A 12,996-nucleotide genomic window follows, 5' to 3' on the forward strand; every position below is an offset into this window, starting at 1 on the left:
GTAAGGGAAGGAAGCAGGAACCTAAATCGCGAGGTTTGGGAATCACCGTCCTTCCTTCGGCGGTGAGGATGTCAACTCTTCAAGGCAAAACTTATCGTTTCAGGGTGGTGGTTGACGAGGGCGGTGCGTGACGAGTTATCGGTTTCAGGAGAGCCACCCCAGTCATCAAGTCACGCACCCTACGACAGTTGTTCCCTTATAATATTGGGAGTCTGTTCAGTTATCTCGCACGACCGTGACTGTATCTCCCGTTCCTTCCGGTTCTCAATCTAACGACGCTGCATCGATTCCCGACGCACTCGGACGCTTCGGACAGTTTGGGGGTAAATACGTCCCCGAGACCCTCATGCCCGCTCTAGCGGAACTAGAAGCCGCTTTCCAACGCTACAAAAACGATGCAGACTTTCAGCGAGAACTGAACGGTTTGTTACGGGATTACGTGGGTCGTCCCTCGCCGCTGTATTTCGCCGAACGGCTTACGGAACACTACAGCCGTCCCGACGGCACCGGGCCGAAAATTTACCTGAAACGGGAAGACCTCAACCACACGGGCGCTCATAAAATTAATAACGCGATCGCTCAAGCCTTGTTGGCCAAACGCATGGGCAAACAGCGGGTCATCGCCGAAACCGGTGCCGGACAGCACGGCGTAGCCACCGCCACCGCCTGCGCTCGTTTCGGACTCGAGTGCATCGTCTACATGGGCGTTCGCGATATGGAACGTCAGGCGCTCAACGTGGTGCGGATGCGGCTGTTGGGGGCGAAAGTCGAACCGGTCACGGCCGGAACGGGAACTCTCAAGGACGCCACGTCTGAGGCGATTCGCGATTGGGTGACCAACGTGGAAACCACTCACTATATTCTCGGGTCGGTTGCCGGACCCCATCCTTATCCGATGATGGTGCGGGATTTCCACAGGGTTATCGGTCAGGAAACGCGCCAGCAATGTGAAGAGGCTTGGGGCGGTTTGCCGGACGTTCTGCTGGCTTGCGTCGGTGGCGGTTCTAACGCGATGGGGCTGTTTTACGAGTTCGTGAAAGATGCTTCGGTGCGCTTGATTGGCGTTGAAGCCGCCGGAGAGGGCGTGGCGTCGAAGAAACATGCGGCCACGCTGACGAAGGGTCAGGTGGGGGTGTTGCACGGGGCGATGAGTTATTTGTTGCAAGACGATGACGGACAGGTTCTCGAAGCCCACTCGATTAGCGCGGGTTTGGACTATCCCGGTGTTGGACCCGAACACAGTTATTTGAAGGAAACGCAACGGGCGGAATATTACAGCGTTACTGATACTGAAGCGGTGGAAGCCTTCCAGCGACTTTCGGCGTTGGAAGGGATTATTCCGGCGTTGGAAACTTCTCACGCCATTGCCTATCTCGAAACGCTCTGTCCTCAGTTAGATGACGGGACGACAGTGGTGATTAACTGTTCCGGTCGCGGCGATAAGGACGTGCAAACGGTCGCCCGCTATCTCAATTTAGGGGACGTTTAATTTGTTGTGGAAAGGTAAGAAAAATAGCGCGGGCGACGCTCCGCGCTGATACCTTGAAATGCCTATTCTAAAAGGGTTTTACTAATATACTGTCGATCGCGATGGCAATTTCCACTCCAGTCTTTCGACAAAAAGTAAGAAAAGATATTTTCGAGTCCGGTAGGCGAAGCCCACGCCCCCCAATTCTCAATTATTAATTATCAATTATCAAACAGGGTTCGATGGTTCGGGCGACGGCTTCCGCGAGGGAATCGAGGTCGTAGCCGCCTTCTAAACCGAAGAGAATATGTTCGGTAATTTGCAAGCATTGCTCGGTGAGTTCGCTGTAGTCTTCGGGATTCAAATACAACCCCGCCAGTGGGTCGTCTTTTAAGGCGTCGTATCCGGCGCTGACAATTAATAAATCCGGTCGAAATTCTCGTAGAAACGGAATGGCTTTTTCGCGGAAAAGTTGGAGGTAAACTGAGCCTGGGGTTCCCACGGCCATGGGAATATTTAAAACGTTGTTGTAACAGCCCTGTTCCTCTTCAAATCCCGTACCGGGATAGCAGTGAGATTGATGGAGGGAACAATAGGCCAGTTGAGGATGGGTTTGAATAATCGCTTGCGTACCGTTTCCGTGGTGAACGTCCCAATCGAGAATGGCTACGCGATCGATCCCGAAATGTTTCAAACCGTAGAGAGCGGCGATGGCTTCGTTGGAAAAAATACAAAACCCCATCCCGCGATCGCGGGTGGCGTGGTGTCCTGGCGGACGGGCTAAGACAAAGGCGGGTTTTCCCGTTTCCACCACGCGATCGACCCCATCCACCCAAGCACTCACCGCTAACAAGGCCGCCTCGTAAGTACGGGGGGAAACGGGAGTATCGGGATCGAGGTGTCCGCCGCCCCCTTCGGCGAGGCGACGGACGCGATCGACGTAGGAGAGGGGATGAACCTGACTGAGACTGTCGAAGACGGCCGGTCGATCGAACGGTGTCGGCGTTTCCCACTGCAACTGATGCGCCCATCGCTGCGATTTCAACCGTTCTACGATGGCTTTCAAACGTTCGGGGCGTTCCGGATGAAACACCCCGGTTTTATGTTCGAGAAACACATCAGAGTAAAAGATTGGAAACATCGTTTTAACCCCGTTCGAGCCCAGATAAAATTCGTCAGTTCTATTCGTAATTTTAACCCGTTTCAACCCCTACAGCTTTCAGGGGAGACGCGATCGAAAATATGTTAAAATGATTGTAATAATCGACGCTTCAATAGCCGTCGTTAAACGAGAATACAAAACTTGCGTCGTGCGAACGCAACAGATGCCAATCGCGGTTTTAAGGGAGATTTTTACCGTATGACCACTGCCGAAGAGCGGATCGTTCCGACAGATCTTCGCAACGAAATGTCTCGATCGTACCTCGAATACGCCATGAGCGTCATCGTCGGTCGAGCCTTACCCGACGCCCGCGACGGTCTTAAGCCCGTCCATCGGCGCATTCTGTACGCCATGCACGAATTGGGCTTAACCCACGATCGACCGTTCCGGAAATGCGCTCGGGTCGTCGGGGAAGTCCTCGGTAAATATCACCCCCACGGCGATACAGCAGTCTACGACGCCCTGGTTCGCATGGCGCAAAACTTTTCCATGCGATCGCCCCTGATCGAAGGTCACGGAAACTTCGGTTCCGTGGACAACGATCCCCCCGCCGCCATGCGGTATACCGAATGTCGGCTGCAATCGCTCAGCACCACCGCCCTCCTCCAAGATATCGACTCAGAAACCGTCGATTTCGCCGATAACTTCGACGGTTCCCAACAAGAACCCATCGTGCTTCCGGCGCGAATTCCCCAACTGTTGCTCAACGGTTCCTCGGGAATCGCCGTCGGGATGGCGACGAACATTCCGCCCCACAACCTGGGCGAACTGGTAGACGGCTTAATCGCCCTCATCCACAACCCGGAACTGACGGACACCCAACTGATGGAATACGTCCCCGGTCCGGACTTCCCCACCGGGGCGCAAATCCTCGGCAGCAGCGGCATTCGCGACGCCTACACCGGCGGCCGGGGATCGATTACCATGCGCGGCGTGGCCAATATCGAAACCCTCGAACGGCGGGGGGCCCCCGATCGCGAAGCCATTATCGTCACCGCCCTACCGTTCCAGACGAACAAAGCCGCTCTCATCGAAAAAATCGCCGATCTCGTCAACGACAAGAAAATCGACGGTATCGCCGACATCCGCGACGAGAGCGATCGCGACGGAATGCGAATCGTCATCGAACTCAAACGGGACGCCTATCCCCGCGTCGTCCTCAACAACCTCTACAAACAAACCCCCATCCAAACCAACTTCGGGGCGAATATGCTGGCGTTGGTGGACGGCGAACCGCAACTGCTGTCCCTGAAAAACTCCCTGCAAGTCTTCCTCGACTTCCGCATTCAAACCATCACCCGACGTACCCAGTACGAACTGCGGAAAGCCGAAGAACGAGACCACTTGCTGCAAGGGTTACTCATCGCCCTGGCTAACCTCGACGCCATTATCCGCCTGATTCGTCACTCCCCCGACAGCGCCACGGCCAAAACCGAACTCGTTGAGGGTTACAACCTTTCCGAACCGCAAGCTGACGCCATCCTACAAATGCAATTGCGGCGTCTGACGGCGTTGGAAGCCGAAAAAATCGAGCAGGAACACCAAGCCCTGCAAGAAAAAATCGCCGATTTGAACGACATTTTGGCGCGGCGAGAGCGGATTTTAGAGATTATCGAAGCCGAACTCGGGGAACTCAAAGAACGCTACGCTACGCCGCGACGAACCGAAATCCTGCGGGACGAAGGCGACTTGGACGATACAGACCTCATCGCCAACGAACAGGCGTTAATCCTGTTGACGGAACAGGGTTACGTCAAGCGGATGCCCGTGAATACCTTCGAGGCACAAAACCGGGCGACGCGCGGCAAGTCCGGCACCAAAATGAAGGAAGACGACGGCATCGAACATTTCCTAACCTGTTGCGACCACGATAACGTCCTGTTTTTCAGCGATCGCGGCGTGGTCTACAGCCTCAAAGCCTATCAAATTCCCACCGGGTCGCGGACTTCCCGAGGGGTTCCCATCGTGCAACTGTTGCCGATTCCCCGAGACGAAAAAATTACCTCCATCGTCCCGGTGACGGAATTCACCGATGAGGAATACTTGATCATGTTGACTAAAGGCGGCAACATCAAGAAAACAGCTCTGTCCGCCTTTAGCAACATTCGCGCCAACGGCTTGATTGCCATTTCCCTCAGCGAAGGCGACCAACTGCGCTGGGTGCGCCGGGCCCGGGAAGACGACAGTATCATCATCGGGTCTCGTATGGGCATGGCTATTCACTTTAAAGCCGATCGCGACCAATTGCGTCCCCTCGGTCGGGCGACGCGGGGCGTCAAGTCCATGAATTTGAAGACTGAAGACGAACTCATCGGGATGGACGTATTGCCCAGCAGCGTCATCGCCCAACTGGACGATTTACCCGACGACAGCGACCTCGACGAGGACGTGGCGGACGGGGACGAAAACGAGGAAACCACCACCAGCGAAGGCCCTTGGATGTTGGTCGTGACCACGGGTGGTTACGGAAAACGGGTTCCCGTGTCGCAGTTCCGATTGCAAAACCGCGCCGGTAAAGGCACCATCGCCACTAAGTTCAAGTCTCATTTGAAGAAGGATACCGTGGCGGCGTTATTGGTGGTCAGCGAGGAAGACGAGTTGATGATGGTGACGACGCGGGGCATTATTATCCGTCAGGCGGCTAGTGCGATTACGCCGCAATCCCGTGCGGCAACGGGGATTCGGGTACAGCGCCTCGATAAAGAAGACGCGATCGCTGCGGTGGCGTTGGTGCCGCCGGCCGCAGAAGGGGTGGATGATGAGGAAGAGGTATAAGTCGCCTCGGGCTGTCTTGAAGATTTTTTGGAGATATTATGACGACTGATTTAGTTTCGGCGCAAAGTCCTGTTTTGAACTTGCGCGATCGCCTGGAATATCCCGAAGCGGGGGTTTTGAGTAAGGTTCTGTTTCAGGATTCCGCCTGTCAGTACACGCTGTTTTGTTTGGCGCAGGGAACTGAGATTAGCGAACATACGGCGACTCGTAACGCCACGGTTCAGGTTTTGGAGGGGACGGGAACTTTGACCCTCAAGGGCGAAGCGGTTCCCCTGACACCGGGCGCGTTTGTCTTTATGGAAGCCAACGCCCCCCACGCCCTGCAAGCGTCGTCTAATTTGGCGTTTTTACTGACCCTTTCGGCGACGGTCTAAGAACGGGCGATCGCCTTTTCGTCGAATGAGTTCGCAACCCCGGTTTCTCTGAGAAATCGGGGTTTTTTGGCACTGATGCCGAAAGGCGATTTTCTCATTCCTTCTGTCGCGTCTTTGAAGATTGGGGGGCGACTGGGTTTCGCTTCCTGGGTTTGGGACGACTATGGGGATGTTTTTGAATTTTAAAAATTGAGAGTTTAGAGTTTTTTGTGTTCTGTTTTTTTGATAATTTCTTATGTTTGATATTTTTTTAACAATACAGTCTTAAATGCTTGAATGCTGGTATTGCGGATATTTACTGAATGGGAAACCTAGGAGTTTTCCTTTTTCTTTTAAGTATACGGATTTTTTTAAGTGGATTAACTGCAATAAAATTATCGATAAATATTACGCGGGTCAAAAAAATAATACAAATCTCATTTTTTGGTTAAAATAATTTGTTAAAATAAAAATAGATTCAAGTAAAGATCGATCGACCTATAACCCGTTTTCTCGATCGAGTCGATGGCAAATATTGACTTTAAAATCAATCTAAGAATCGTCCGTTGATACCACTTCGGTCATGTACGCTCCCACCCTCGAAGATATCCTCGATCGCGCTCCGCTGACGGTAAAGCCGGATACGTCGCTTCTGGAGGTATTAGCACAGATGAATACCCTATCCGACGAGGGGTCTTGCGACCTCGAACGGCGGCCGACCAGTTGCGCCTTAGTCGTCGAAAAAGACGCGCTAGTGGGGATTTTCACCGAGCGGGACTTGGTGCGCTTGAGTGTAGAGGGCGGATCGATCGACTCCCTCAGCGTCGGCGAGGTGATGACGCCATCGCCGATCGTATTACCCGAAAGTGACTATCGCGACCTCTTTTCCGTTGTCTCCCGCTTGAGACAACACCGTATCCGCCACCTTCCCGTCGTGGACGAGGCGAGTCGCCTGCGGGGTCTCATCAGCCACGACAGCTTACGCCGCAGCCTGTCGCCGTTTAACCTGCTGCGATTGAAAACCGTGGCGGAAGTGATGTCGAGAAACGTCGTTTGCATTTCCCCCGAAGCGTCCGTTCTCGAAGCGGTGGAAGTCATGACGCACCATCGTACCAGTTGCATCGTGGTGGGTGACGCGGACGAGTCCCAAGAAAACCCGGATTTCAGAGGAATTCTCAGCGAACGGGATATCGTTCGAGTCCAGATATCGGGGAGAGACTTAACCGCCTGTCGCGCCAAAGACCTGGCCAGTTTCCCGATTCTGAGTATCCGTCCCCAAGAAAGCCTGTGGGTGGCGCGACAGCACATGGAGACCTACGGCGTGCGGCGGTTGCTGGTGACGGGAGAAGACGGAGAACTGTTGGGAATCCTCACCCAAAGCAGTTTGCTCGATTCCCTCAGTCCCGTGAGTTTGTACGAAGTCATCGACAGCCTACAAAACAAAGTGTCTCATCTCGAACGGGAAAAACTGCACCTGCTGCAACAGCAAAACCAAACCCTGGAAGCGAAAGTCCAACGGCGGACGAGTCAAGTGCGCCAACAGAGCGAACAACTGCGATCGCTGACCCATATCGCCGCCAAAATTTGCGACTCCCTCGATCTCGATCGCGTTTTGACTACCACCGTCGAAGAAGTGCGCCGCCTCCTCGAGAGCGATCGCGTGTTGGTGTATCAATTCGACGCCGATCTCAACGGTACCATCGTGGCCGAATCCGTCGAAGCGGGTTTTTCCGCCATCTTACACCGACAGTTCGAGGATACCTGTTTTCGCTCCGGAGGCGGCGAAGCCTACAAAGAGGGACAACATACCATCCTCGAAGATATTGAAAATACCACTGACTTGAGCGACTGCTATCGGGAAATGTTGCAAGGGATTGGAGTGAAGGCGAATCTGGTGGTTCCCTTGCTGTTGCGTGGGGAAGACCAGAACCTTTCGTCCTCCAACAGTCCGACGTTGTGGGGACTGCTCATCGCCCATCAATGTCGGTCGTCGCGACGCTGGAAACCGGAAGAAGTGGCGTTGCTGGACGATTTAGGGGTGCAGCTGTCGATCGCCATCCAACAGTCGCAACTGTACCAACAGGTGAAAAACGAACTGCAAGAGCGACGCAAAGCCGAAACTGCCTTGCGGGACTTCAACGAACAACTCGAAGAGGGGATTCGCGATCGAACGGCGGCGTTAAAACAACGCGATCGCTACTTACAGGGTCTCGTGGAAGTACAGCGACAGTTACTCACTGGGTCTCTCGAGAGAAACGGTTACGATACCATCCTGGCGGTTTTGGGGCAAATTTCCCAAGCCAGCCGAGTTTACGTTTTTGAAGCCCATATGGAGGCCGAGGGAACCTTCCTCGTCAGTCAAACCGCCGAATGGTGCGCCGAGGGGGTCGAATCTCAACTGGACAATCCCGACTTGCAGAATTTTCCCCTCGATGCGTTACCCGGTTGCGCCGAACCTTTGAAAGCGGGATTGGTGTATAGCGGGAACGTGGCGGAGTTTTCCGAGGAAGAACGGGCGGTTCTGGAACCCCAGGGGATTTTATCGATCGCCATCGTCCCCATTTCCGTGTCGGCGGGGGCGCAGTTGTTCGGGTTTATCGGGTTCGATCGCTGCGACGAAGCGCGACTCTGGACGCCCTTAGAAATCGGATTGTTGCAATCGGCGGCGAGATCGATCGCCCTGGCGAAAGAACGGGAGAAAGCCGAAGACGCCTTGCTGGCCAGTCGCGAACAGTATCGCCGCCTTGTGGAAAGTTTGCGGGAAGTCATTTTTCAAGTGGATGGGAAAGGCTGCTGGAGCTTTCTGAATGGGGCTTGGACGGCGATTACGGGGTTTTCCGTGGCGGAGACTTTGGGCCAACGCTGTCTGTCCTATGTTGACGAGCGCGATCGCGCCATCGCCGCCGAGAATTTCCAGAACTTACGAAACTTCCAGGCGTCGAGTCATCGTTGCCAACTGCGGTTTCGCAAAGCCGACGGGGATATTTGTTGGTTGGATGTCGATGCCATCGCCCTGCGCGATCGCCAGGGTCAGTTTATCGGGGTTTCGGGAACCCTCAACGACGTCACCGAACGCCATAAAGCCCAAGAAGAGCGCGATCGAACCCAAGAACGGTTAGAAATGGCGCTCGAAGCCGCCGAACATGGGGTTTGGGATTGGAATCTCGACACGAACGAAGCCTTTTTTAGCCCTCGCTATTACACTATGCTCGGCTACGAGCCGAACGAGTTCGCCAGTCATTTCCAATCCTGGGTGGAACTGGTTCACCCCGAGGATTTAGAGCAAATTTTACCGCAAATTCAAGTCGCTATTCAAAAGGGAAATCCGTACAGTTTTGAGTTTCGCATGAAAGCAAAATCCGGCGATTGGAAATGGATACAAGGTAGCGGAAAAATTTATAATTTCAACAGTCAGCAATTGCCGCGTCGAGTGGTCGGAACCCACGTCGATATTACAGAGCGCAAGCTTTCCGAGCAAAAGATACAGGAGTCTTTAGAGGAAAAAGAACTGTTGCTTAAAGAAATTCACCACCGCGTCAAAAACAACTTGTTAGTGGTGGCCTCTTTGCTGGAGCTTCAGTCGGTTTATACCGACGAAGAATATATATTGAAAATCCTCGAAGATAGCCAAATCCGCATTCAATCGATGGCTTTGATCCACGAAAAACTCTATGGATCTACAGACCTCTCTCATATCAATTTCAGCGATTACCTAGAAGCCTTGATAGGTAATTTATTTTTGTCCTATTCTTTAGAAAGAGATCGCATTTGCTGTCATATCGAAGCACAACCCATTTTCTTAAATATAGAAACGGCAAATCCTTGCGGTTTAATCGTAAACGAACTGGTGTCGAACGTTTTTAAACACGCTTTTCCCAACCCGCGTTCGGGGGATGTTTGGCTAATCTTAAAACTAGATAAAGAAACAATTCGCTTGACTGTTAAAGATAACGGTGTAGGAATTCCCGAAGAGGTCGATATTTTCCAAACAGAGTCTTTAGGGATGCAGCTCGTAACTATGTTAGCTAAGCAATTGCGGGCTGAAGTATCGATCGATCGGAGCGAAGGAACGGCGTTTCATATTGAATTTAGCGAACTCCAGTACAAACGGAGAATGTAAAGTAAGATGAAAAATATTCAAATCCTCATTGTCGAAGATGAAGTCTTGCAAGCCTTAACACTTTCTAGAAAGCTTCAAAAACTTGGCTATACTGTTTTGGAGAGTGTCACTTCGGGAGAAGATGCTATCGAAGTTGTAAGGGAAAAGCATCCCGATATAATTTTGATGGACATTGTAATTCAAGGAGATTTGGACGGAATCGAAACCGCCGCTCGCATTTACAAAGAATACGACATTCCCATTGTCTATTTAACCGCTTACGCCGACGATAAAACCCTCGATCGTGCCGAAGCCACGGGGTCTTACGGCTACCTGCTGAAACCGCCGAAAGAACGGGAACTGCACGCTACCATTAAAATGGCGTTGAAGAAATACGAAGAATCGCGGAACTTACAAAAAATGCTCGAAGATAGAACAGCTATCGGCGAAGAAAAATCCCATTATTTAGCGATGGCTGCTCACGATTTTCGCAATCCACTTTCGGCGATTCAACTTTCGGCGGATATGTTAAAAACCTTCGATGCTCGTTGGGATCTCGACCGCAAACTCAAGCATTTTCAACGCATCCAACGGGCGATTTCAACCATTAACCTTATGCTAGACGAAGTGTCGGCTCTCAGTAAAGTGGAAGCGGGAAAACTGCCCTTCGAGCCTTCCTCGTTTGACGTGGTGAAATTTTGCCAACAACTCGCCGACGAATTCCAAGGGATTTCCGCTGAAAAACACGATATTTGGTTTCACGCCCAAGGGAATTTCGAGGGATGTATCCTCGATGAAAATCTTTTGCGCCACATCCTCGCCAACCTGCTAATTAACGCCATCAAATATTCCCCAGACGGCGGGACAATTGAATTTAGCGTTTTGGGAATTGAAAAGGTGATTGAATTTCGCGTTCGAGATAGCGGTATTGGTATCCCCAAACAGGATATGTCCACGCTGTTCGATCGCTACACACGCGCCTCTAACGTCTCGAAAATCAAAGGCACGGGCTTGGGACTTTATATTACCAAACAGGCGATCGATCGTCACCGAGGCACCATCAACGTCAAAAGCCAACTCGGGGAAGGAACCACGTTTCTCGTCAGTCTTCCCCGACAATCTGTTAAATAATTGACAATTGATAACGAATTCAGATGTAGGTTGGGTAAAGCGCCAGCGAAACCCAACGATGAGATAGTTGGATTTCTTCCGTCAAGCCAATCTACATTTTACAATCCATAAAGTAGAAAAATCACCCAAGGCGTAAAGAAGGTTAAAATCAGGTTTAAAATCGCGCCGACTCGGGTAAAATCCAAGAACTTATATCCCCCCGGTCCGTAAACCATTGTATTGGTTTGATAGCCGATGGGAGCTAAATAACTGTTCGATGCTGCAAAGGTCACGGCGAACATAAACGCCATCGCATTTAAACCGAGGGATTCTGCGACTTCCACCGCGACGGGAATCATCAATACCACCGAAGCGTTGTTTGAGAGAACTTCCGTAAGTAAGTTCGTCGCTAAATAGAAAAAGGTTAAAATCCAGTATCCTGAAAGATGTCCGCCAACTGCGACGAATTGCTCTGCAAGCCATTGCGTGGTTCCTGAATTTTCCATCGCAATCCCGAGGGGAATTAACCCCGCCAACAGGAAGATAATATCCCAACGAATTGCGCCGTAAATTTCACCGGGTTTGAGACAACCCGTGATTACCATCAACACCACGCCTAATAAACTGCTGACTAAAATCGGTTGAATGTTGAAGGCGGCGAGAACGATAACGCCTAAGATAATGGCTAAGGCAATTTTGGCTTTGTCTTGACGCAGGTTTTCTACTTCCCGTTCTTCTAAGACTAAGAGTTCTCGGGTGGTTTGCAAGCCGATAAAGCTGTCTTTTGGTCCTTGGACTAATAGCAAGTCGCCAAAACGAAGGGGGACTTTTCCCAGTCGATCGCGGATGAGTTCCTGTCCGCGACGAATGGCGAGAACTGTGGCGTTGTAGCGTTGTCTAAATCGTAAGTCTTTCAGGGTCGTTCCGATTAAACGAGAATTCGATAAAATCAAGACTTCGGCGACTTTTTCTTCCCCGGAACTAATTTCACTTTCAACATTGGTTTTGTTGAATTTCATGTCCGCTAAAATTTCAATTCCTCGTTCGTCGCGGATATTTAATAAATTATCCCGACTGCCACGAACGATTAAAACATCGCCTGCTGACAGTGTTTTATCGGCGAGAGGCTGTGAAAAATGGATGCCGTCGTGAATAATTTCTAATACAGAAAGGTCGAATTTTCTTTGGATTTCACTTTCTCGTAAAGTGTTCCCGATGGCACTCGAACCCGGCGGAATGACCATTTCGCTGATGTAATCTTCTAATCCGTAATTTTCTTCGATGGTCGCTCGATCGAGGGGTTTTCGTTCGGGCAACAAACGAGGCGCAACCAGAGATAAATAGGTTAATCCTACCAAAAAAGAGGCGATACCAACGGGGGTAAACTCAAATAAATTAAATTCTCCATAGCCCAACTGTTTAGACAATCCGCTGGCTAAAATATTGGTCGAAGTGCCGATGAGGGTCAACATTCCCCCTAAAACGGTACTGTAAGACAGGGGAATCAAGAGTTTTGAGACGGAAATTTGACGTTGTTTGCACCAACTTTCAACGATGGGCAAAAAAATCGCCACCACGGCCGTATTGTTAATAAAAGCAGTAATGGGTCCGACAATACCGCCCATGACGAAAATTTGCCGAGAAATATGTTTTCCGCCCCACTTTAAAAGCCAATCTCGCACGATTTGAACGACCCCCGTGCGCGTGACGCCCGCACTGAGAACGAACATCGCCATGACGGTGATTGTCGCCGAATTCCCAAAGCCTGAAATCCCTTCCTCTGGCGAAACTAAACCAAACAACATCAAGGCGATCGCGATGACGAGCGCGGTGATATCGACGGGCAACCATTCCGCTGCAAACGAAATTAATGCCATTCCCAAAATTGCGAGCATTAAGACAATTTTCATACAGATGAAAAAGAGGAATGTGAAGTTTAAAACAGGTCAATACTCGAGACTGCTCGCCAAGATGCGGGTACGGGTCACTTAAGGTGGCAAGTCTCGAAAGCTTCTTAGAGAAAGCATTT

General features: G+C 51.2%; 7 protein-coding genes. 5 read left to right on the forward strand and 2 right to left on the reverse strand.

Annotated elements, in window-relative coordinates:
• Window positions 1-235 precede the first annotated feature (235 nt).
• On the forward strand, window positions 236-1,489 hold the full coding sequence (gene trpB / locus ACP5D4_RS18430; protein ID WP_428013080.1) for a tryptophan synthase subunit beta: 1,254 nt from the start codon (window positions 236-238) through the stop codon (window positions 1,487-1,489).
• A 193-nt stretch (window positions 1,490-1,682) separates the two neighbouring features.
• On the opposite strand, the gene ACP5D4_RS18435 is transcribed toward trpB, so the two are convergent.
• Window positions 1,683-2,609, reverse strand: a complete 927-nt coding sequence (locus ACP5D4_RS18435) for a histone deacetylase family protein (protein WP_428013081.1) — start codon at window positions 2,607-2,609, stop codon at window positions 1,683-1,685.
• Between the two features lie 219 nt (window positions 2,610-2,828).
• Here ACP5D4_RS18435 and gyrA point away from each other — a divergent pair, with 219 nt between their 5' ends.
• The 4 genes from gyrA (at window position 2,829) to ACP5D4_RS18455 (ending at window position 10,988) form a co-directional block, all read left to right on the forward strand.
• Window positions 2,829-5,405: a DNA topoisomerase (ATP-hydrolyzing) subunit A gene (gyrA, locus tag ACP5D4_RS18440; RefSeq protein ID WP_428013082.1), complete on the forward strand. Its 2,577-nt coding sequence runs from the start codon at window positions 2,829-2,831 to the stop codon at window positions 5,403-5,405.
• 38 nt (window positions 5,406-5,443) lie between these two features.
• Window positions 5,444-5,779, forward strand: a complete 336-nt coding sequence (locus ACP5D4_RS18445; protein ID WP_428013083.1) for a cupin domain-containing protein — start codon at window positions 5,444-5,446, stop codon at window positions 5,777-5,779.
• A gap of 562 nt (window positions 5,780-6,341) precedes the next feature.
• Window positions 6,342-9,878: a CBS domain-containing protein gene (locus ACP5D4_RS18450; RefSeq protein ID WP_428013084.1), complete on the forward strand. Its 3,537-nt coding sequence runs from the start codon at window positions 6,342-6,344 to the stop codon at window positions 9,876-9,878.
• A gap of 6 nt (window positions 9,879-9,884) precedes the next feature.
• Window positions 9,885-10,988 (forward strand): hybrid sensor histidine kinase/response regulator, encoded by a 1,104-nt coding sequence (locus ACP5D4_RS18455; protein WP_428013085.1) that lies wholly within the window; start codon window positions 9,885-9,887, stop codon window positions 10,986-10,988.
• Between the two features lie 98 nt (window positions 10,989-11,086).
• Here ACP5D4_RS18455 and ACP5D4_RS18460 read toward each other — a convergent pair whose 3' ends face one another.
• Complete coding sequence (locus ACP5D4_RS18460) at window positions 11,087-12,877, reverse strand: SLC13 family permease (protein WP_428013086.1); 1,791 nt, start codon at window positions 12,875-12,877, stop codon at window positions 11,087-11,089.
• Between the last annotated feature and the right edge of the window lie 119 nt (window positions 12,878-12,996).

It is taken from the genome of Baaleninema sp., assembly GCF_049974805.1.
Lineage (GTDB): Bacteria > Cyanobacteriota > Cyanobacteriia > Cyanobacteriales > Geitlerinemataceae > Baaleninema.

What these genes read in the sequence shown, in the direction of transcription:
- ACP5D4_RS18445 (WP_428013083.1), top strand. Translation starts at nt 5,444, where the DNA reads ATGACGACTGATTTAGTTTCGGCGCAAAGTCCTGTTTTGAACTTGCGC.
- ACP5D4_RS18460 (WP_428013086.1), bottom strand. Translation starts at nt 12,877, where the DNA reads ATGAAAATTGTCTTAATGCTCGCAATTTTGGGAATGGCATTAATTTCG.
- ACP5D4_RS18450 (WP_428013084.1), top strand. Translation starts at nt 6,342, where the DNA reads ATGTACGCTCCCACCCTCGAAGATATCCTCGATCGCGCTCCGCTGACG.
- gyrA (WP_428013082.1), top strand. Translation starts at nt 2,829, where the DNA reads ATGACCACTGCCGAAGAGCGGATCGTTCCGACAGATCTTCGCAACGAA.
- ACP5D4_RS18455 (WP_428013085.1), top strand. Translation starts at nt 9,885, where the DNA reads ATGAAAAATATTCAAATCCTCATTGTCGAAGATGAAGTCTTGCAAGCC.
- ACP5D4_RS18435 (WP_428013081.1), bottom strand. Translation starts at nt 2,609, where the DNA reads ATGTTTCCAATCTTTTACTCTGATGTGTTTCTCGAACATAAAACCGGG.